The organism is Actinomadura atramentaria DSM 43919 (assembly GCF_000381885.1).
Lineage (GTDB): Bacteria > Actinomycetota > Actinomycetes > Streptosporangiales > Streptosporangiaceae > Spirillospora > Spirillospora atramentaria.
The window spans coordinates 592,145-611,002 of the sequence record NZ_KB907210.1 but is presented as its reverse complement, the minus strand read 5'-3'; the positions used below and the strand labels follow the sequence as shown (position 1 = coordinate 611,002).

Genomic DNA, 18,858 nt, shown 5'->3' with positions numbered 1-18,858 from the left:
GGGCTACCGTGGGGGCATGCGCCTCACCCGGCCCGGTGGCCGCCTCCCCGCGCCCGTCCGCTCCTCGCTCGGCCTCGAACGCGGCGAGCGCGTCCTGTCCGCCGCGCCCACGCGGGGCGGCTCGTTCGTCGTCGCGACGTCCGCCGCGCTGCACCTGCCGGTCGTCGGCGGCGGCTTCGCGCGGCTGCCGTGGGAGCGGATCGAGCAGGCCGCGTGGCGGGACGGGCGGCTGCGCGTCCAGGAGACGCGCGGCGGGCCCGCGCACGAGATCGGGCTGACGGACCCGGGCTCGGTGCCGGAGACCGTCCGGGAACGCGTCACCGCCACCGTCGTCGTGAACCACCAGGCCGCCCTGCCGGGCGGGGGGACGGTCCGCATCGCGGGCCGCCGCCCGGCCGGGGGCGGCGAGGTGCGCTGGTCGTTCGTCTTCGAGGCGGGGGCGGACCCCGCCGACCCCGGCCTGCGCGCGCGGGCGGAGCAGATCCTCGCGGCCCTGCGCGAGCAGACCGGGCTCTGAGCGGCCGTCTCTGACAGGCTCCGGGTCAGCCCGGGGGGACGGTCACCGGGCCGGGCGCGTCGGCGTGCCGCTCCCGACGCCGCTCGACGACCTCCCCGGCCTTGCCCTTCACGGTGTCCCTCACGGTCTCCGCGAGCCCGACGCCGCGCTCCCTGACGCTCTCGGCCCGCTCCCGCACGGCGGGACTCTCCGACACCCGCCGCCACGCGCCCCTGATCTGCTCGTACCGCTCCCGGCCGGCCTTCGCCCCGAGGACGTACCCCACGGCGGCCCCGGCGAGGAACGCGGTGCGGAACATCATCTCCACCTCCGCTCGTCGTCGTGCCACCCGCCTTACCCGCCCGGCCGCACTCCACCCCACCCGCCGCTTATCGGTGCGCGAACCGGTGCCCGGATGCGCTAACCTAATCCTGCCGCCGGGGACACCGAGCCCCGACCGGCCGAGCACGATCCCGCGTAGCTCAATTGGCAGAGCAGCCGGCTGTTAACCGGCAGGTTATTGGTTCGAGTCCAATCGCGGGAGCCACCCTGACCCAGCACTGAACGGCCCCCGCCCACCGGACGAGGGCCGTTCGCCGTTCCCGGCGGGCTCCGCACTAGCGACCGTTCATGTGCATGACGCTCTCCGGGTACCGCGTTCCCGCGACGCTTCCCGGACGGGTGGCCTGGTCGAGGCGGCGCAGTTCGTCCTCGGTGAGGGCCACGGTCGCGGAGTGGAGGTTCTCCGCCAGGGTGGTGCGGCGCTTGGTGCCGGGGATCGGGACGTGGTCGTCGCCCTTGTGCAGTATCCACGCCAGTGCGATCTGCGCGGGCGTGAGGTGCTTCTCCTCGGCTACCGCGCGGACCACGTCGACGATCGCGGTGTTCCTTCTGAAGTGCTCGCCCTGGAACCGGGGATCGTGGCGGCGGTAATCCGTTTCCGGGTAGTCCTCGGCCCGCGTCGCCGTCCCGGTGAGGAAACCGCGTCCCAGCGGGGAGTAGGGGACGAGCCCGATGCCCAGTTCCCGGAGCGTCGGAAGGATCTCGTCCTCCACGTGCCGTTCCCACAGGGAGTACTCGGTCTGCAGGACGGTGACGGGGAACGTGGCGTGCGCGCGCCGGATGGTCTCGGCCCCGGCCTCCGAAAGACCGAAGTGCAGGACCTTTCCTTCGGCGACCAGCTCTCCGACCGTCCCGGCGACGTCCTCGATGGGGACCTCCAGATCGACGCGGTGCTGGTAGAGGATGTCGATCCGGTCGGTGCCCAGCCTGCGCAACGAGCCTTCGACGGCCCGGCGGATGTGCTCGGGACGGCTGTTGAGCGGGCCGCGTTCGGCGCCGTCGTACTCCCAGCCGAACTTCGTGGCGATCACCGCTTCGTCACGGCGTCCGGCCAGGGCTCTGCCGAGCAGTTCCTCATTGGTGAACGGGCCGTACGACTCGGCGGTGTCGAAGAAGTCGCAGCCTGACTCCAGAGCGCGGTGAACGGTCGCGACCGACTCCGCGTCGTCCGGCGTCCCGTACGTCTGGCTCATACCCATGCACCCGAGCCCCAGAGCGGAAACCTCCGGGCCCGTCCGTCCGAGACGCCGCCGCGGAATGTCCAGTGAACCCATGTGTGATTGCCCCCTTTGATCGTGCGCTTCGATCGTGCGTTGTCATCGCCACCGGAGGAATCTGAATTCGGTGGCCGACAGGGCGGTCGCGATCATACGACATGGGCGAGGGTTCGCGCAGAAGTGTTCAGCGGGCCTCGCGGACCGGCGCGCAGGTGGGACGGTCGCCGAGCCGCCTGGGCGGGTCGGCCAATGGGGGCGGCCGCGTCGGTGCGGGGACGCCTCACTACGCTGCGGGTGACTCCTGTTGGGAACCTTCGGTCGAGTCGCATCGGTATCGGCGGCGCGGGAAGAGGCGGAATGAAATTCGTTCAGCGTACGGGACGTCGGGTCGAGGCTGGTGTGGTCTTATTGGCGACCGCTCTGGCGGCATCGGGCTGTTCCTGGTCCCTCCACAAGACCGCGGCTCCCACGTCCCCGCATCCGCCCGCGTCGCGACTGGTGGCTCCCACACCGACACCGCTGGCTCATCCGTACACGAACACCCACCCGGCGCGAGTCGTGGCCGGATTCGCCAAGAAGTACGGGTTCCGCACGCGGACGATCAAGCGTCACGAGACCATCGCCTATCTTGCCAATAAGGAGATTGATATGAAAGGAGAATACAACTATAATTCGGCCCAGATCTACATCGGCGCCAACCATCGGGTCGCAGGGATCGTGTGCGTTTACCGTGAGCTTGTAACGGCGAATCTGAAGAATTTCATGGACGCGTGCGCGACCGGGCTCCTGTCGGGGACCGAGCCCGCGAACCTCAGGGCTGTCATCGACGATTTCAAGCCCCAACGCTGGACGCGGCAACCGACGGTACGCAGTTCGAAGGTCGTCAGAATCGAACACGGATCGATGGCGGCGGTTCTGTCGGCCTGCTCCTACGGGGGAGCTCCCCCGCGGCCAGAGTATTCGTGCGTTCTCATCATGAGACCGTCCAACGAGGGTTACCCGAGACTCGCCGGTCTCTGACGGCCGGGCGCGGCGTGCCGGTCAGGTTTTCGTGGGAGAGACGATCCAGTGCAAGGGTACGGAAGTCGCGGTATCCGGCTGTTCGTTGATCATGCCGATGTCGTTGGGTGCGCCATTGGCGGAAGCCCATGCCTAGTTCGTCGCGCAAGCGCTGGCAGGTGCCGCCCACCGGGCAGAAGGCGAGTGGGTCGGGGAAGAATGCTTGGTCTGGCCGTGCTCTGGTGATCACGGCCGTTCGAGCGCAGGGAGGTTCACCGAGTATGGGCAAGCGGGCAGTGACCGGGGTTCGGATCTTCGACGGGCAGGAGTTGACCGAGCCGCGCACCGTCGTCATCGAGGGAGAGCAGATCGGTGTCGATGCCGAGGGGGCTGAGGTCTTCGATGCGGCCGGTGGGGTGTTGCTGCCGGGGCTGATCGACGCGCATGTTCACCTGCGTGATCGGGGCACGCTCGAAGAGTTGCGGGAGCACGGCGTCACGACCGCGCTGGACATGGGGACGTGGCCCGCCGGGCGCGTGGACGCGCTGCGCGGATTGGCGGGGCTGCCGGATGTTCGCACGGCCGGGACACCTGCGCTGGGCGAGAAGAGCCCGCATCTGGAGCTTGCTGGAATGCCCGCCGACGCGGTCGTGGACGACCCGGCCGGTTTCGTGGCGGCGCGCATCGCGGATGGCGCGGACTACATCAAGGTCTTCGTCGAAGCGCCCGGCGAGGGCGGCCCCGAGCATGTGGACGTGCTGGTCGCGGCGGCGCGCGAGGCCGGCCGGAGGGTCGTCGCGCACGCCCTGTCCCCGGAGGCGTTCCGCGCGGCCGTCGCGTCGGGCGCGGACGTCATCACGCACGTCCCGCTCGGGGAGCCTGTGGAGAACGCACTTCTCGCGCGAATGGCGAACGCGGGCCAAGCGGCCGTTCCGACGCTGACGATGATGCAAGGGATCGCCGAGGCGGTCGGCGAGCCCGAGTCGTACGAGGCGGCGGCCCGCACGGTCCTGGCCATGCACGAGGCTGGAATCACCGTCCTCGCCGGAACCGACGCGAACGGTGATCCGGACATCAGCGTCAACCCGCCGTTCGGCGAGAGCATCCACCGCGAGATGGAACTGCTCGTCGCCGCCGGACTCACCCCAGCCGAAGTGCTGCGGGCCACGACGGCGCTGCCCGCCCGCCGGTTCGGGCTGTTCGACCGGGGCGCGGTCCGGCCGGGGCTCCGCGCCGACCTCGTCCTGATCGACGGCGACCCGCTGGCCGACATCTCCGCGACCCGCAACGTGCGGCGGGTGTGGTGCGGCGGCGTCGAGCACGTCCCGGCGGGCGCCTAAGCGAGGGCCTTGGCGAAGGTCTCGCCGATGACGCGGTAACCGGTGGGGGTTGCGTGGCCGTCGCCGTCGCTGCACTGGTAGGTCCAGGCGCAGATGCGGGCGACGTTCAGCGGGATCTTGCCGTAGGGCGCCTGGTCCACCTGGGTCGTGAAGTCGTGGGTGGAGAAGGCTTCGTTCACGTCCGCGACCTTGTAGCCGTTGATCGTGTAGACGAAGCGCTCGTAGGCGTTGAAGACGTCGACCAGCGGCACCGACGCGGCGGCGACGGCCTTGCCCGCGTCACCGGTGACCCACGACGCCAGCCCCGGGTCGTAGTAGGTCATCGCCGCGTAGGCCGGGGTGTCGCCGCCCGCCGCGCGGAGCCGGCTCGTGATCGTCGGGAGGTCCGCGACGAGCGACGCCATCCCCGCCAGCCCGCACGCGATGTCGCCGGTGAGCATGCAGTTGGTGTTGTTCGCGCCGATGTTCAGCGTCACGTAGCGGACGTGGCCCGCGTGCGCGCGCAGGAACGCCTCGGCCGCCTTGATCTGCGACCCCTCCGGATAGGCGCAGATCCCGCCGTTCAACATCGTCCCGGTGGTTTCGCCGCCGCAGCCGAGCTTCACGAGCCGCAGGTTGGGGTGGTGCGCGGCGAGGGACGCGTAGAGGGTGTCCGTGTAACCCTCGTCCGTCGGACCCCTGCCCGGCTGCGCGCCGACGGACAGCGAGTCCCCCACGGCGACGTAGTAGTCCGGTTCGTCCGCCCGCGCCGGGGCGGCGGTGACGACGGCGGCGACCAGCGCGGCGGCGGCCGCGAGCGCGGAGAGGCGCATCGGTGCTCCTCGGCTCAGGGGGTGGGGGAGAGGGGCACGCCCGCGTGCCCCGCGCGGCGGCGGCCGACGCGCATCGCGACGCCGAGCCCGACCCGCCGGACGGTCTTGACGGGCGGCATCCGGTACGCGACCTGCGTGTGCGGCGCGTACCGGACGGGCGGCCCGGCCGCCAGCCAGCCGGTGTGGACGCGCTGCTCCTGGCCGATGATCCGCCGCGTGAACGAGTGCGCGGTGAGCCCGGCGCGGCGGCCCCCGTCCGGCAGCAGGCCGGGCGGCACGGCGAGCCGCATCCCGTCCGCGTCGTGCCCTTCGATCCGGACGGGCGCGACGACCGGGAACCCGTCGCCGCCGACCCAGCCGAGCAGCGCGTCCGGCAGCCGCGCGGCGCGCCGGGCGGCGCGGGCGTGGTCGATGCGCGGCCCGGTGCCCTTGGCGGGCGGGGCCTGCGGCGCGGGCGCGTCCGGCAGCGGCGCGCCGATCACCGCGGGCTCGTCCCGGCAGAGCAGGTCGGGCCAGACGACGATCCGCTCGACGGCGACCTCGATGAGCATCCGCGTGTAGTAGTCGCGCAGCCACCGGCCCCAGACCGGGCCGGTGGCGCGGGGCAGGTCGAACTTCTCCCAGTCCGCGCCGAGCGTCTCGGGGTAGTCGGTGACGGGTTCGGAGACCGTCGCGCGGCCCTGCACGAGCACGTACTCGGGCCGGTCCGAGTAACCGTGCGCGCGGGTGTGGAAGGCGAGCGCGACGCGCGGGTTGCGTTTGATCCGTTCGAGCTTCTTCCAGCCGCCGAGGGCGCTGTTGAACGTCATCGTGCCCGCCTCGCGGTCGCGGACCGCGAAGTTGGTCACGGGCACGAGCGCCGCTCCGCTGGCGGGGGTGACGCTCGCGAGCATCACCGCCTGATCGCCGCCGACGATGTCGTCCACCGGGTCTGGCCAGGAGACCATGCCGTCCTCCTCAGGTTCCCGGCCAACCTAACAGACACCGGTGTTTTTTAGACAGTGGCGGCGCGCAGCTCGTCCAGCTCCTCGACGATCGCGCGCTCGCCGGTGCGGGTCGCCGCCGCGACCTGCGGCACCGCCAGCGCCGAGACGACGGTCAGGTGCTCGCTCGGCTCGGTCACGATGCTGGTGAACGAGACGCTCACCGGTACGCGGACGAAGTCGCCCGGCTCCAACTGGACGGTGCCGAGCTGCGTCACGAGCGTCCGCCGCCCGCTGATCTGGTACTGGATGTCGTCGGCGTCGCGGTGCATCCGGTACACGCGGCCGTCCGACCGCTCGACGCTGTGGTGCTCGATGCGGACCTGCGCCGACCGGTAGAGCACGCTCGCGGGGGAGTCGGGGTGCAGGACGGTGATCCGGCCGTCCTCCAGCTTCGCCTGGTCGAGCAGCAGCCGCTCGTCGACCTGCGTCATGACGGTGTCGGTCTCGGGGCCGCCCAGGCACTCGGTCGTCATGAGGTTGCGGGTGCTCACCTCCCAGCCGGGGTACGGCGGGACGCGCAGCTCGGACGTCCGCGTCGCGGGCACGCACTCCTCGACGGGTTCGGGCACGTAGAACAGGATGTGGATGTCGTCGTGCGCGAAGTTGTCGTGCGCGACGGTGACCGGAATGCGGGAGAAGTCCCCGGCGGCCAGCTCGACGGTGCCCCACTCGGTGACGAGGTGGCGGGTGCCGAACACCTGGTAGGACAGCTCGTCCACGTCGCAGTTGCGGTGGTAGAACGGCTGGCGGAACCCGGCCATCGTCTGCCGCTCGATGCGCAGGTGGTCGCTCTCGAAGATCCCCTTGGGCGGCTCGAACCCCTGCGGGACGAAGTGCGGCGGGAAGTGGACGACCTCGATCGGCCGGTACTCGCGCGGCGGCCGCTTGGGGGACGGCAGCGGCTGGGCGAGCAGCAGTTCCTCGCGGCGCAGCGCCTCGCGCGCGGGCCGCGCGGTGTCGAAGGAGTCGATGATCTCGCGGACGATGCCCATGCCGGGTCCTCTCGATGACGCGCCCAATTGCTTATAATCATTACGCTGTTCGGTATGGTGGCGCGCGCGGCGGACCGCCGTCAAGGGATTGATTGTCATTGATTTGGAGGCGCGGTGGGCGGGCGGGGACCGAGCCGGGCGGAGGAGGCGGCCGACCGGGTCGCGCGGTGGGCGGACGGGCTGGAGCCCGGCGTCCGGCTGGGCACCAAGGAGCAGGTCCGCGCGGAGTGCGGCGTCTCGGTCGGGACGTTCAACGTCGCGCTGCGGCTGCTCCAGGAGCGCGGCGTCGTCGTCGTGCGGCCGGGGCCGGGCGGCGGGCTGTTCGTCCCGGACGGCGCGGCCGCCGGGGAGCCCGACGCGGCCGCGCTCGCGGACGCCTTCCGCGTCCGGGGCGCGCTGGAGCCGCTGATCATCGAGGACGCGCTGTGGCACGGCTCGCCCGCCGACCTCGCCGACCTGCGCGCCCGCGCCGCCGAGCTGGCCGCCGCCGCCGACCGGGGCGACGGCGCGGCGTTCGTACGCGCCAACTGGCGGCTGCACGCCCGCATCGCGGCCATCGCGCAGGGGGACCTGCTGCGGACGTTCTACCTGCGCGCGCTGGAGGTAGTGCAGGCGCACACGATGGCGTTCCTGCCGCACGGCGAGCCGGTCGAGGGCTTCCTGGCGGCGCGCAGCGACCTGCACCTCGCCCTGGTGGACGCGCTGGAGCGCCGGGACCGCGACGCGGCCCTGCGCATCGCCCGCGAACACGATGAGCAGATTTGATTATCATTGATTCGTCCGCAGCCCGGTGCGCAACCGGCGGGTGACGGACGTCTAACGTGGAGTGATCGCAAACTCACTCGACGTTGGGAGTCGTCGGTGGTCGCCTACGGATTCCACGCCTCGCACGAGCAGTTCGGCCCCGGCGAGCTGCTGGCCGTCCTGCGCGCCGCCGAGGACGCCGGTTTCACGGCGGGCATGTGCTCCGACCACTTCGCGCCGTGGAGCGCCCGGCAGGGCCACTCCGGGCACTCGTGGGCGTGGCTCGGCTCGGCGCTGGCGCTGACGCGCTTCCCGCTCGGCGTCGTCGCCGCGCCCGGCCAGCGTTACCACCCGGCGGTGTTCGCGCAGGCCGCGGCCACCCTCGCCGAGATGTACCCGGGCCGGTTCTGGGTCGCGCTCGGCAGCGGGCAGGCGCTCAACGAGCACGTCACCGGCGACCGGTGGCCGCCCAAGGACGAGCGGAAACGGCGGCTCGCGGAATGCGTGGAGGTCCTGCGCGCCCTGTTCGACGGGGAGACGGTGTCGCGCGACGGGCTCGTCCGCGTCGACCGCGCCAAGCTGTGGACGCTCCCGGAGACGCCGCCCGCGCTGCTCGCCGCCGCGACGTCGCCCGGCACCGCCGCGTGGGCCGCGTCCTGGGCGGACGGCCTCATCACCGTCAACGGCGCGGACGACGCGCACGCCGCCGCGCTGCGCGCCTACCGGGACGCGGGCGGTCGCGGCCCGGCGATCCTCCAGGCGCATCTGAGCTGGGCGGACACCGAGGACGCCGCGCTCGCCGCCGCGCACGACCAGTGGCGGGAGGCCGCGATCGGCGGCGACGTCGCGTGGGAGATCGCGCTGCCCGAGCAGTTGGAGGAAGCCGGACGGTTCGTCGAACCGGAACAGCTCCGCCCGTACGTCCACGTCTCGGCCGACCTCGGCGCGCACGCCGCGTGGCTCGCCGCGCAGGCCGCGCACGGCTTCGACCAGGTGATGCTGCACCAGGTCGGCCGCGACCAGCTCGGGTTCGTCGAGGCGTTCGGCGCGCGCGTGCTGCCGGAGCTGCCGTGAGCACGCCGCCGATCGGGTCCTACGCGTTCCTGTCGGACTGCCGGACGGCCGCGCTCGTCGGCCCGGACGGCGCGGTCGAGTGGCTGTGCGCGCCCCGGTTCGACGGCCCGGCCGTCTTCAACCGGATCTTGGACCGGCGGATCGGCGGCGGGTTCGACCTGGCCGTGGACGGCGCGGGCGATCCCGAGCGGTCGTACGCGGACGACTCGCTCGTCCTGGCGAACCGCTGGACGGCCCCGGACGGCGTCGTCACCGGCCACGACTTCCTCGCCGCCCGCGCCGCCGGACCGGGCGACGACCGGGGGATCGTCCCGGTCGGCGCGCTCGTGCGCGCGCTGCGCTGCGAGCGCGGCACGGCGCGGGTGCGCGCCCGCGTCCGCGCGACGCCCGACCACGCGCGGCGGCCCGCGCGGTGGTCCGGCGACGGGACGCTCATGGAGCGCGAGTCGGGGATCGTGCTCGACGGACCGTTCGTCCTCGACGGCGATCCGGTGCTGGACGTCGTGCTCAAGGCGGGCGACGAACTCGTCCTGCGCCTCGGCTACGCGGGCGACGCCCCGGCCGAACCGCTGCTCGACGCCACCCTCGACGCGTGGCGCGCCTGGTCCGCGCGCTCCGGCTACGACGGCGCGGGCGCCCCGCACGTCCGCCGCAGCGCCGCCGTCCTGCGCGGGCTGCTCGACAGCGAGAGCGGCGCGCTGCTCGCCGCGCCGACCGCGTCGCTGCCCGAGTGGCCCGGCGGCCCGCGCAACTGGGACTACCGGTACGTCTGGCACCGGGACGCGGCGCTCGTCATCCTCGTCCTGATGCGCCTCGGGCACCCCGAGGAAGCGGGCCGCTACCTGCGGTTCCTCCTGCGCAACTGGTCGGCGGACGGCGAGCGGCTGCGCCCGATGACGACGCTCGACGGCGGCACGCGCGTCGCGGAGGAAACGCTCGACCACCTGTCCGGTTACGCCGACTCGCGGCCCGTCAACATCGGGAACGAGGCGTTCGACCAGCGGCAGCTCGACGTGTTCGGGCAGATCCTCGACGCCGCGCTGGTGTACCAGGAGGTCGCGGGCGACCTGACCGCCGACGAGGCCGCGCGCCTGTACGACGTCGTGGACGCCGCCTGCCGCCGCTGGCGCGAGCCGGACCACGGCATCTGGGAGGTCCGCACCGATCTGCGGCAGTGGACGAGCGGGAAGCTGTACGCGTGGGTGTGCCTGGACCGGGGCATCCGCCTCGCGGAACGGCTCGGCGACGCTCGGCCGCCGCTGGACCGCTGGCGGCGCGAACGCGACCTCGTCCGCGCGGACCTGCTGGAACGCGGCTACAACGCGGAGATCGGCGCGTTCGTGCAGGAGTACGGCAGCGTGAATCTGGACGCGTCGCTGCTGCGGATGCCGCTGCTGGAGTTCTTGGACGGGCGTGATCCGCGCGTCCTCTCGACGCTGGAGCGCATCGACGAACGCCTGGGCGAACCGCTGGACGGGGGCGGTCGGCTCGTCCACCGGTACGACCCGGCCGCCACCCGCGACGGCATCGACGGCCCCGAGGGTGCGTTCCTGCTCTGCTCGTTCGACATGGTGTCCGCGCTCGTCCTCGCGGGCCGCGCGGATGAGGCGGCGCGCCGGTTCGCGGCCCTCTGCGCGCGCGGTGGGCCGCTCGGCCTGTTCGCCGAGGAGATGACCGGCGACGGCACCATGCTCGGCAACTATCCACAGGCGTTCACCCACCTTGCGCTCATCGAGGCGGCCATGAACCTCGACGCGGCGGGCCGCGCCGACGCCCTCCACGATTGGGCCCACCGCCGCGCCTAGCGCCTCCCGTCGTGCGCCGCGCGGGCGCGCGCACGCGGGTGCCCCTGGAACGCTCCTTCGTGGGAAGGGTCTTGCCGTGCCGGAGATCGTCCGCGCGGGGGAGACGACCGCGCCCCCCGCTTTGTGATCATGGGCCGAGACCGCGCGGGGGCGCGATCGGCCTGAGCGCGCCCCCGCCGCCCCCCAACGGTAAGGAGCACAGGATGTCCCGAATGCTGCGAACGGCCGCCGTCGCCGGAGTCGGCGCCGCGCTCGCCCTCGGCGCCGCCGGGACCGCGCGGGCCGCCGAGCCCGCCACCGGCCCGAAGCTCCAGGCGAAGGCCGCGACGTGCTACGTCTGGGCGTACCAGCTCAAGAACTTCGGCGGCCAGCGCGCCTGCCTCACCGGCAACATCAAGAACCTCGCCGGTTACACGTGGCCGAACGGCGCGAGCGCCGACAACAGCTTCAGCTCGCTGACCGTCGACAAGGCGTGCCAGGTGCAGCTCTTCCAGTACAAGAACTACACGGGCGCGGTGAGCACGTGGAAGCGCACGGCGCACCTGCCGGGCGCGGTCCGCAAGGACACGACGCTGTCCAACAACAAGGTCGGCGACAACCGGACCAGCTCGGTGAAGGTCTACTGCGCCGCCGACGTCTGATCCTGCTCGTGCGCGGGGCGGGCCGGTCTCCGGCCCGCCCCGTCGCTGTTTTCCGACCGCGCGGCCGGGCCGGACGGGAGGGCCGGACGGTCTCCCGGCCGCGCGGGGTTCACGGGGTCAGCGGCGGAGTTCGCGGACGACCGCGCGCGCGAGCCCGTCCACCGACGAGGCGTGGACGAGGCGGTCGCGCCGGGGCGTCCGGACGAGCGCCCACCACTCGCGGGTGAACGTCCCCCACCAGCAGGGCACGCCGGGGAAGCTGCGGCGGAACTCGGTGATCGTCATGGCGGGTCTCGATCGGTGTGCGGTGACGGCCGGACGTGCGTCGGCCGGACGTGGGTCGGCCGGACGTGCGTCGGCCGGACGTGCGTCGGCCGGACGTGCGTCGGCCGGACGTGCGTCGGCCGGATGTGCGTCGGCCGGACATGGGCGTCGCGGCCCGCGCGTTGGCGGCGGCGTCGCGGGCGGGGAGCCGGTGGTGGCGCCGGGCGGGGCCGCGCGGGCGGTGCGCCCGGGGGGACGCCCACCGTCCGTGCGGCCCCCTCCCGGAGGTGGGGGCCGCGCCGCCCCGAATGGGCGCGGCCCCCGGCCACGGCCCGCGGCGGACTCCCCAGCCGCCCGCGGGTCGTGGGGTTCTCTAGAGGCGCAGCGGGTTGGGCAGCCCGACCCTCGCCTTCTCGTTCACCAGGGCGTCGCGGAGCTTGGCGGCGCTACCGGCCATGACGGTCGCGTCCACGCCCTCGTCCGGGTCGCGGAGCGTCGCGACCCAGTCGCCGAGACGATCATCCGAGCGCACACTTCGCCAAATGCGGTGACCTGGGAATTCTTCCTGAAGGCGGGCCAGAGCCTCGGCCTCCGCCGCTTCCGCTTTGATCACGAGACGCACCCCGATTCCGCTGATTTCTTTCGGTGACGGGCCACAAGCCTGCCGTGACGGCGCTATCGTCGGAAGCCCGAGAGCCCCGGATGACGAACAACCCGCGGCACACTCCCCATCGCCGTTGGTTTGGAACCCTCAGCGCGGAGGTGCATATGCCCCGACGTCCGTCCATACCGGACCCCCCGAAGACGCCGAACGAGTTCTTCGGGGTCGAGTTGTTCAATTACCGCAAGCTCGCCGGCCTCGGCCGCGTCGCGCTCGGTGAGCTGCTCGGATACACCGAGCAGTGGATCGGCCAGATCGAATCCGGCAAGTACCCGCCGTCCGAGGACTTCGCGAACGACTGCGACACGTTCTTCGAGACGAACGGGTCATTCCACCGCAAATGGGAATGGATCAAGAAGGTCGAGCGCCTCCAGATCTACCTCCCCGGCTTCGCGGAATGCTTGGAGCGCGAGAAGGAGGCGGTCGTCATCCACGCCTTCGAGCTGTCCGCCGTCTCGGGCATCCTCCAGACGCCCGAGTACGCCCGCGAGCAGATCGAGAAGGACGGGTCGGTGCTCCCGGAGAAGGTCAACGAGGTGGTCGAGTCCCGGATGGCGCGCAAGGAGATCCTCACCGGGGAGGACCCGTGCCATCTCGTCGCGGTCTTCGATGAGACGGTCCTGCGCCGCCAGGTTGGCGGACCGGAGGTCATGCGCGGGCAGATCGAGTACCTGATCAACGCGGCCGAGCGCCACAACATCACGATCCAGATCGTCCCGTTCTCGCGTGGCTCGTACCCTGGCACGATGGGGTCGTTCGAGATCCTCGGGTTCGAGGGCGAGCCCGACGTCGTGTACGCCGAGGGGCATCTCGACGGCCAGCTCGTCCAGCGCGCCGACCACGTGCGGGGCTATAGCCTTCGGTACGACCGGATCAGGGCTTTGGCGCTGCCCGCCGACGAGACCCTGAAGCTCCTTCACGAGATCCTGGAGAGCATGTGAACATTCACGTTCCGTCGGCCGCCCAGTGGCGCAAGAGCAGCTACAGCGGAGGCAATGCCGGTAACTGCGTCGAGGTCGCGAGCTTCGCTCCCGTCACCGGCGTCCGTGACTCCAAGAACCCGGACGGCCCGAAACTGCTGATCACGGCCGCCACTTGGCGCGCCTTCACCGCCCAGGTGAAGTCCGGCACCCACGACCTCCCCTGACCACCCCGGACCCCCAGGCCCGCGCCTGGGGGTCCCCCCACATCCCCACCCGAGTCGCAGACCCAAAGAGTCAAGGGACACGTGGTTCGTATCGACCGCCAATACCGCGCGGACGTCCCCACGTGAGTAGTGAAACCCAACTAAATAAAACCGGCCCGTCGCGCTACTAAAACACCAGGTCAACAAGCCTCCGCCCCGCACGCGCGGGGATGCCCCTTCCGCTCAACGGGCCGCGCTTTGGCGCAAGAGCTCTGCCCCGCGCATGCGGGGACGGCCTGGAGACATTGACGTGGACGACGACATCAGGAGTCTCGACCACGCCCCGCGAGCGGTCCTGTCGTGAACCCCAGAATCGGTCACCGACCCAAACTCCAGAACGACACCGGGCCCGGCGAACGGGGTATGCCCTCCCCGACCGGCTTACCCCGAGCCCATCCGGAGCCCCCATGCCCGCGAACGATCTCCACTGGCGCAAGAGCACGTACAGCCACGGCAACGGCGGCAACTGCGTAGAGGTGGCCGCCTGGCGCAAGAGCACTCACAGCGGCGGCAACGGCGGCGACTGCGTAGAGGTAGCCGCCGCCTGGCGCAAAAGCACTCACAGTCACGGCAACGGCGGTGCCTGCGTAGAAATCGCCCCCGCCTGGCGCAAAAGCACCCACAGCGGCGGCAACGGCGGTGCCTGCGTAGAGGTCGCAGGCTTCACCCCCGCCACCGGCATCCGAGACTCCAAGGACCCCGACGGCCCAGCGCTGTTCCTCACCGCCAACGCCTGGCACACCTTCACCACCCAAACAAAATCCGGCACCCACGACCTCCCCTAGCCACCCAACGCTCAAGAGACCGTCATCGCCCGCGCGCCCATCCAAACGAAATCGGGTCTCCGCACTGGTGACACGCCGGGTCGGCAAGCTCTGCCCGCGCTGGGATGGTCCCGGCCCGGCGTACTCGCCGCTGCCAATCAGGCCGCGCGCTCCTGCCTGCGGGCGGCGGCTTTGATCAGCCGACTACTCCGCAGACAGTTCTCGTTGAACAGTGGCCCTGCGGGCTAGGAGATAAGCGGTTTCGCCGTGCCGTTCAACGGTGTGGGAAAGCGTCCAGCCCTGAACGTCGCGGTAATAACGCACCAAGCCAAGGGAGCCGCATCCTCGCCGCACCCACCGGTAGCCGTTTCGGGCGGCATGGCCGAGCGCCCACCAGGCGATGACGCAACCAGGGCGATCCGCGCGAAGTTCCGGGTCGGTGACCGTGGACGCGAGAAAAAGCGCGCTTTCAGCGCGCTCATCCTCAGTCCACCCCCAAGGCGGCGTCTGGGTGAAAACGCTCGTGACCCCCGCCACCCGCCCATCGGCGACACGCGTCAGCGCCCACACGGGAAACCGAGGATCGGTGATCTGCGCCGCGAGCCGCACCGCGCCATCGGCCCAACCCTGCGCCCCATCCAGATCACGTTCGGCCATCCACCGCGCGCGAGCAAGGATCAGCGCCCCAACCGCATCGACGTCATCGGACCGCGCCGGACGCATCGCGTACTCGCTCACGACCGTCACCGTAGCGTCAGGGCAGGATCGTCGGTCAGTGTTCGGATGGCGTGTTCGACGGCGAGAGCGTCGAACACCTCCCGTTGCCGGTTGCGCGGCCACGGTGTGCCCGCCTCGATCCGATCGCACGCATCGGTGAGCCGGTCCGGGTCGATGAGGCCCTCGTCGACCAATCGGAACCCATCGCTCAACAATCGGCGCAAGAGTGGGACGCCATACCGGACGAGCGCGAGGTCCATCGTCTCGGCGAAACTTTCAGTGACCTTCGGGTGGGTGACTCGGTCAGGAAGGCCCCGTCGGGTGAGGCGTTCGCGAGGGAGCCGCTTGTTGCGGCGCCACTCTTCAGGGAGCCACTCTCCGAACCGGATCAAGCGGGGGTGGGTGAACGGGTGGTAGGGCCATAGTCCGGCCTTGAGTAGGGAAGGAGCGCTGTACCCCATTGCGATGAGCGACATCTCGTTTATGGCTGATGTCGGTGCAAGGCCTTCGTCCGAATGCTGGGCGGCCTGGCAAGTTTTCGCAGTCAGCCACGGCATGAAAACGCGGTCACTGCCGACCGGCTGAGCCGTTATTTCTGTACGGTTCAACGCGACCATCTCGTCGCCGCCCACCCCGGTGAACACGTATCTGGCGCCGCGGTCGGCGAAGCGGCGGTGCAACGTGGTCAGCGCTTCCTCGTATTGCTCATCGTACGGGCTCAACCGTTCGCCGCCCGCCCGCGCACCCTCCGGACAGAAAGGAAGGTGCGCCGACGCGGTGACCTGCTCGTCCGGAACTGCGAAACCGGCCCGGTCGATGAGCAGCCGCCTTCGCTCGGCCTGCAACTCGCCCCGTCTTCCCCCAACGACGACCGCCCCGGGAACAATCGTCCGACCGCCTGGCCGACTGCCGAGGCTGAGTGCGATGTTCGCCGAATCCAGCCCTCCGGAAACCTGCGCGGCGGTCATGTCTGGGATGAAGGAGTACTCGGCGAGGACCTGGTCGAGGACGGTCTCGTAACCGGCGACGACATCGGCTTCCGGAGCCAACTCGCGCGGTGCCCAGTGCTGCGCGGGCTCGGGATAGACCACCAGCGGCGTGCCCGTGAAGTCGCTGCGGATCGTGGCCCGTTCGGTGAGTCGTAGGAGCCCGGTGAACAACGTTTCGGCGGTGTAGCGGAACCGCATCGTTAACAGCCGTGCCGCCTCGCGTTCGTTGAGCGGTGAACCGCGTAGAGGGAGACGAGTCAGATCCCACGACCCGAACAAGCACTGGTCGCGCTCCAGGATGAACAGGGGTGCAGTTCCCCATGAGCCAGCGGTGATGGTGACATATTGAGCGGTGGCGGCGACGCGGCAGAACTCGCCGCTGATCGCGTTCACCGTGTCGCGGCGTTCCCGGACTGTAAAAGTCCAGCCGCCGCCGTCCGCTTCGGGAAGCGGCTCACAGGATGCGGTAAGAGCGGGGTGGTCGAACGGCTCGATGAATGATTCGCGGCACGTCCATCTTTTTCCCGACCATGTCCAGTTTCCGGAGAGGTCGATGTGATTTATGTGCAGGTCCAGCATGGTTGATTGCCGTTCTACTCGGCTGGCCATATAGGCGATGGCCCCGGTGTCGACGTTCGAATGAAACGCGACACCGGGACTGGTGGCCGATCAGGTCTTGATTTCGTCGGAGGTGTGGGCCGTGTCAGCGTGGCCCGGCTCCTTCTTGTAGTCGTAGCGGTCGGTCAGTGTCGGAACGCGTTCGATGGTGTCGCCGGCGAAGATCGTGTCCTCGACATGACTGGGGGGCGCGCTCACGTGCTCGTCTCCGTCCAGTTGAGCGGATTGGCTGATGTAGAAATAGAACTCCACGTGCCGCCGGGCTGGAAGGGGGATGCGTTTTGCTTCGTTTTCCCTTGTTCTCCCGCGCGCGTTCGTGATCCTTGTGACTGGGGGGCGACGCCTCCGCGGTAGCGCCGAGGCGCAGCAGTTGAGGAGAGGCCGTGCCGCGACCACGTACACAACCGATCAGCAACTCCGCGCTCGCTGACGCCATCGAGCGGACGGGTGCGACATACTCGGCCATCGCCGACATGCTCAACCAGGTCGCCGCCGAGAACGATCACCTAGTCCGTGCCACCGCTGCAACGTTGGGTAAATGGCTCAACGGGGCAACCCCCTCGCCAGCGATGATGGCGGTGGCCGTCGAGGCGTTCGCGCGGCTACTGGACGAGCCCGAACTGTCTTCCACCGGCCTCGGATGGGAGCTGCCGGGTGGCCGCGACGCCTCGTCGGACCCCTGGTCCGGAGACCCCGTGACCTGGCTCCTGCGACTGGGACGGGACGACATGCTCAACCGGCGCACACTGATGGCCTCTGCCGCCCTCTACTCCCTCACGGCCGCGACGCCTCCAGCCCACGCGGCGATCTTCGAGAGAACCGGCCCGGCGCGGTCGGCCGGGCGATCCGACGTCGAACGCATCCGCACGGCCACCCATCAGTTCGGGGTGATGGACGACCTCTATGGTGGCGGGCACGCCCGTACAGCCGTTGCCGCGTACCTCGTCCATGACGTCGCTCCGCTTTTGCGCGGCACCAGTGGCCGAGCCCGCCCTTCGCTGTTCAGTGCAGCCGCCGAGTTGGTCTACCTCCTGGCATGGATGGCCGCTGACGACCTGAAAACCGGACTCGCCCAGCGGTATTACGTCCAGGCCGTACGCCTCGCCGACGAGGCGGGCAATCCCGTTCTGCGGTCCACCGCGCTCCGTAGTCTTGCTGTCCAAGCCGTCGAACTCGGGCACGCCGAAACGGCGCTGGATCTCGCCGACGCCGCTGCATCCGGCCTTCGCGCCGGTGCGCCAACGCGTACCCGCGCATGGGTCACTGGAATGCGTGCCGAAGCACTCGCTGCTCGCGATCGGGACGGCCACCGTTCCGTCGCCCTCCTGCGCTCGACCGAAATCCTCCTCGACCGCGCCGACTCCCTGCCCGAAGCCGAACTGACCGGAACCTACCGACAGGAGGCGTACCAGCATCAGGTTGGACTCACCCTCACCCAGCTCGGTGACCTGCCCGGCGCTGAGCAGGCGTTCGCGGCATCCATCGCCTCGCGGCGCCCGACCGAACGCCGGACTCTCGCGCTTGTCGCTGCGCGGTTGGCCGAAGTGCAGCTTCGCCAAGGCAGACCCGTGGACGCCGCTCGTACTGTGCTGGACAGTCGCGGTGCCTTTGACGTCTCCTCCCAACGTGTGATCAACACCTTGCGAAAGCTCCGCGCGGGATGGCAGGTCGCCCGCACGGACGACAAGGTCCAGCAGGCAGACCAGCTCCTCGCCTGCCTCGTATGAGCCGACGGCCGCTAGTGAGATTGTGACCGCGTGAGCCTGTGCCCCGCGGTCGCGGGGATGGCCCCAGGACCGCGATCTGCTCGGCCTGGGCGATGAGTTCCGCCCCGCGCCCGCGGGGATGAGGGCTTCTTTTCTGCGCTGCGCTTGGTCTCGCCGCGTTGTCGGAGGTGGTGCGTAGCGTTCTATGTGTGGATGAATCCAGAGTGGACGAGGTCGCGGCGTTCATCGTCGACGGGTTGCGTCGGGGAGCGGATAGTTGCGACTTTGGATACGACTCCGAGGAACGGGCTGAGCGTCTCCGGGCTGCGGCTCGGCGGGCTGAGGAGAGTCGCGGGCGTTCCGTGGTGGTCGAGGACCGGGGTTTTCAGCCGAACGGTTATGGGTTTTTTAAGGTGCGTGACGCGGAGCGGTCGGGTGCGCGTCCGGGGCGGGGCAAGATTCCGGACGAGGTTATTCGCGCGTATGAAGCTGCGCACTGGCAGGG

At 70.5% G+C, this 18,858-nt stretch carries 21 protein-coding genes and 1 tRNA gene; 12 read left to right on the top strand and 10 right to left on the bottom strand.

Annotated features, from left to right (window positions below; translation table 11 throughout):
• The first annotated feature begins 16 nt into the window (after positions 1–16).
• Positions 17–517, top strand: a complete 501-nt coding sequence (locus tag G339_RS0110355) for a hypothetical protein (RefSeq protein ID WP_019631008.1) — start codon at positions 17–19, stop codon at positions 515–517.
• Between the two features lie 25 nt (positions 518–542).
• Here G339_RS0110355 and G339_RS40320 read toward each other — a convergent pair whose 3' ends face one another.
• Positions 543–845: a YtxH domain-containing protein gene (locus G339_RS40320; protein WP_157407454.1), complete on the bottom strand. Its 303-nt coding sequence runs from the start codon at positions 843–845 to the stop codon at positions 543–545.
• A 122-nt stretch (positions 846–967) separates the two neighbouring features.
• On the opposite strand from G339_RS40320, the gene G339_RS0110345 reads away from it, so the two are divergent.
• Positions 968–1,043, top strand: a tRNA-Asn gene (locus G339_RS0110345).
• A 70-nt stretch (positions 1,044–1,113) separates the two neighbouring features.
• On the opposite strand, the gene G339_RS0110340 is transcribed toward G339_RS0110345, so the two are convergent.
• Complete coding sequence (locus G339_RS0110340) at positions 1,114–2,112, bottom strand: aldo/keto reductase (protein WP_157407453.1); 999 nt, start codon at positions 2,110–2,112, stop codon at positions 1,114–1,116.
• Between the two features lie 300 nt (positions 2,113–2,412).
• On the opposite strand from G339_RS0110340, the gene G339_RS0110335 reads away from it, so the two are divergent.
• Positions 2,413–3,075, top strand: a complete 663-nt coding sequence (locus tag G339_RS0110335) for a hypothetical protein (RefSeq protein ID WP_157407452.1) — start codon at positions 2,413–2,415, stop codon at positions 3,073–3,075.
• A gap of 260 nt (positions 3,076–3,335) precedes the next feature.
• Complete coding sequence (locus G339_RS0110330; protein WP_026341316.1) at positions 3,336–4,394, top strand: amidohydrolase family protein; 1,059 nt, start codon at positions 3,336–3,338, stop codon at positions 4,392–4,394.
• On the opposite strand, the gene G339_RS0110325 is transcribed toward G339_RS0110330, so the two are convergent.
• The 3 genes from G339_RS0110325 to G339_RS0110315 are packed head-to-tail and all read right to left on the bottom strand — an operon-like array spanning position 4,391 to position 7,184.
• Positions 4,391–5,206 carry an SGNH/GDSL hydrolase family protein gene (locus tag G339_RS0110325; RefSeq protein WP_019631002.1) on the bottom strand — a complete coding sequence of 272 codons (816 nt, stop codon included), beginning with the start codon at positions 5,204–5,206 and terminating at the stop codon, positions 4,391–4,393. The two genes, G339_RS0110330 and G339_RS0110325, sit on opposite strands and share 4 nt — an antisense overlap.
• A gap of 14 nt (positions 5,207–5,220) precedes the next feature.
• On the bottom strand, positions 5,221–6,153 hold the full coding sequence (locus tag G339_RS33205) for a pyridoxamine 5'-phosphate oxidase family protein (RefSeq protein WP_084693188.1): 933 nt from the start codon (positions 6,151–6,153) through the stop codon (positions 5,221–5,223).
• Positions 6,154–6,200: 47 nt separating this feature from the next.
• Positions 6,201–7,184, bottom strand: coding sequence for a hypothetical protein (locus G339_RS0110315; RefSeq protein ID WP_019631000.1), 984 nt, complete (start codon positions 7,182–7,184; stop codon positions 6,201–6,203).
• 114 nt (positions 7,185–7,298) lie between these two features.
• On the opposite strand from G339_RS0110315, the gene G339_RS0110310 reads away from it, so the two are divergent.
• The 4 genes from G339_RS0110310 (at position 7,299) to G339_RS0110295 (ending at position 11,448) form a co-directional block, all read left to right on the top strand.
• On the top strand, positions 7,299–7,949 hold the full coding sequence (locus G339_RS0110310; protein WP_019630999.1) for a GntR family transcriptional regulator: 651 nt from the start codon (positions 7,299–7,301) through the stop codon (positions 7,947–7,949).
• 96 nt (positions 7,950–8,045) lie between these two features.
• Complete coding sequence (locus G339_RS0110305; protein ID WP_019630998.1) at positions 8,046–9,002, top strand: TIGR03885 family FMN-dependent LLM class oxidoreductase; 957 nt, start codon at positions 8,046–8,048, stop codon at positions 9,000–9,002.
• Positions 8,999–10,807: a glycoside hydrolase family 15 protein gene (locus tag G339_RS0110300; protein ID WP_019630997.1), complete on the top strand. Its 1,809-nt coding sequence runs from the start codon at positions 8,999–9,001 to the stop codon at positions 10,805–10,807. The genes G339_RS0110305 and G339_RS0110300 overlap by 4 nt, the downstream gene beginning before the upstream one ends.
• Positions 10,808–11,010: 203 nt before the next feature.
• A complete protein-coding gene (locus tag G339_RS0110295) occupies positions 11,011–11,448 on the top strand; it encodes a peptidase inhibitor family I36 protein (protein ID WP_157407451.1) in 438 nt (145 codons plus the stop codon).
• Between the two features lie 117 nt (positions 11,449–11,565).
• Here G339_RS0110295 and G339_RS38685 read toward each other — a convergent pair whose 3' ends face one another.
• A complete protein-coding gene (locus tag G339_RS38685; RefSeq protein ID WP_019630995.1) occupies positions 11,566–11,733 on the bottom strand; it encodes a hypothetical protein in 168 nt (55 codons plus the stop codon).
• Positions 11,734–12,085: 352 nt separating this feature from the next.
• Positions 12,086–12,244 (bottom strand): hypothetical protein, encoded by a 159-nt coding sequence (locus G339_RS38680; RefSeq protein WP_019630994.1) that lies wholly within the window; start codon positions 12,242–12,244, stop codon positions 12,086–12,088.
• A gap of 236 nt (positions 12,245–12,480) precedes the next feature.
• Here G339_RS38680 and G339_RS0110275 point away from each other — a divergent pair, with 236 nt between their 5' ends.
• The 3 genes from G339_RS0110275 (at position 12,481) to G339_RS37620 (ending at position 14,344) form a co-directional block, all read left to right on the top strand.
• Positions 12,481–13,314, top strand: a complete 834-nt coding sequence (locus G339_RS0110275) for a helix-turn-helix domain-containing protein (RefSeq protein ID WP_019630992.1) — start codon at positions 12,481–12,483, stop codon at positions 13,312–13,314.
• Positions 13,311–13,520 (top strand): DUF397 domain-containing protein, encoded by a 210-nt coding sequence (locus G339_RS0110270; RefSeq protein WP_019630991.1) that lies wholly within the window; start codon positions 13,311–13,313, stop codon positions 13,518–13,520. Before G339_RS0110275 ends, G339_RS0110270 begins: the two co-directional genes overlap by 4 nt.
• A gap of 446 nt (positions 13,521–13,966) precedes the next feature.
• Entirely contained in the window at positions 13,967–14,344 is a 378-nt protein-coding gene (locus G339_RS37620) for a DUF397 domain-containing protein (RefSeq protein ID WP_084693187.1), read from the top strand.
• Positions 14,345–14,527: 183 nt separating this feature from the next.
• Here G339_RS37620 and G339_RS0110265 read toward each other — a convergent pair whose 3' ends face one another.
• From G339_RS0110265 to G339_RS0110255, 3 genes are all read right to left on the bottom strand, one after another.
• Positions 14,528–15,061 (bottom strand): hypothetical protein, encoded by a 534-nt coding sequence (locus G339_RS0110265; RefSeq protein WP_240489772.1) that lies wholly within the window; start codon positions 15,059–15,061, stop codon positions 14,528–14,530.
• 5 nt (positions 15,062–15,066) lie between these two features.
• The gene (locus G339_RS33200) at positions 15,067–16,608 is read right to left on the bottom strand and encodes an asparagine synthase (RefSeq protein WP_157407450.1); all 1,542 of its coding nucleotides are present in this window, start codon (positions 16,606–16,608) and stop codon (positions 15,067–15,069) included.
• Positions 16,609–16,698: 90 nt separating this feature from the next.
• Positions 16,699–16,899, bottom strand: coding sequence for a hypothetical protein (locus G339_RS0110255; protein ID WP_019630988.1), 201 nt, complete (start codon positions 16,897–16,899; stop codon positions 16,699–16,701).
• A gap of 131 nt (positions 16,900–17,030) precedes the next feature.
• Between G339_RS0110255 and G339_RS0110250 the strand changes: the two genes are divergently transcribed.
• Positions 17,031–18,374 (top strand): NsdA family TPR-like regulatory protein, encoded by a 1,344-nt coding sequence (locus G339_RS0110250; RefSeq protein ID WP_205625514.1) that lies wholly within the window; start codon positions 17,031–17,033, stop codon positions 18,372–18,374.
• Positions 18,375–18,858 lie beyond the last annotated feature (484 nt).

Bases quoted from the DNA above. Each gene is read 5' to 3' on its own strand.
- G339_RS0110325 (WP_019631002.1), bottom strand. From the start codon at position 5,206: ATGCGCCTCTCCGCGCTCGCGGCCGCCGCCGCGCTGGTCGCCGCCGTC.
- G339_RS0110275 (WP_019630992.1), top strand. From the start codon at position 12,481: ATGCCCCGACGTCCGTCCATACCGGACCCCCCGAAGACGCCGAACGAG.
- G339_RS38685 (WP_019630995.1), bottom strand. From the start codon at position 11,733: ATGACGATCACCGAGTTCCGCCGCAGCTTCCCCGGCGTGCCCTGCTGG.
- G339_RS33205 (WP_084693188.1), bottom strand. From the start codon at position 6,153: ATGGTCTCCTGGCCAGACCCGGTGGACGACATCGTCGGCGGCGATCAG.
- G339_RS0110330 (WP_026341316.1), top strand. From the start codon at position 3,336: ATGGGCAAGCGGGCAGTGACCGGGGTTCGGATCTTCGACGGGCAGGAG.
- G339_RS0110340 (WP_157407453.1), bottom strand. From the start codon at position 2,112: ATGGGTTCACTGGACATTCCGCGGCGGCGTCTCGGACGGACGGGCCCG.
- G339_RS33200 (WP_157407450.1), bottom strand. From the start codon at position 16,608: ATGCTGGACCTGCACATAAATCACATCGACCTCTCCGGAAACTGGACA.
- G339_RS0110295 (WP_157407451.1), top strand. From the start codon at position 11,011: ATGTCCCGAATGCTGCGAACGGCCGCCGTCGCCGGAGTCGGCGCCGCG.
- G339_RS0110335 (WP_157407452.1), top strand. From the start codon at position 2,413: ATGAAATTCGTTCAGCGTACGGGACGTCGGGTCGAGGCTGGTGTGGTC.
- G339_RS0110355 (WP_019631008.1), top strand. From the start codon at position 17: ATGCGCCTCACCCGGCCCGGTGGCCGCCTCCCCGCGCCCGTCCGCTCC.
- G339_RS37620 (WP_084693187.1), top strand. From the start codon at position 13,967: ATGCCCGCGAACGATCTCCACTGGCGCAAGAGCACGTACAGCCACGGC.
- G339_RS0110315 (WP_019631000.1), bottom strand. From the start codon at position 7,184: ATGGGCATCGTCCGCGAGATCATCGACTCCTTCGACACCGCGCGGCCC.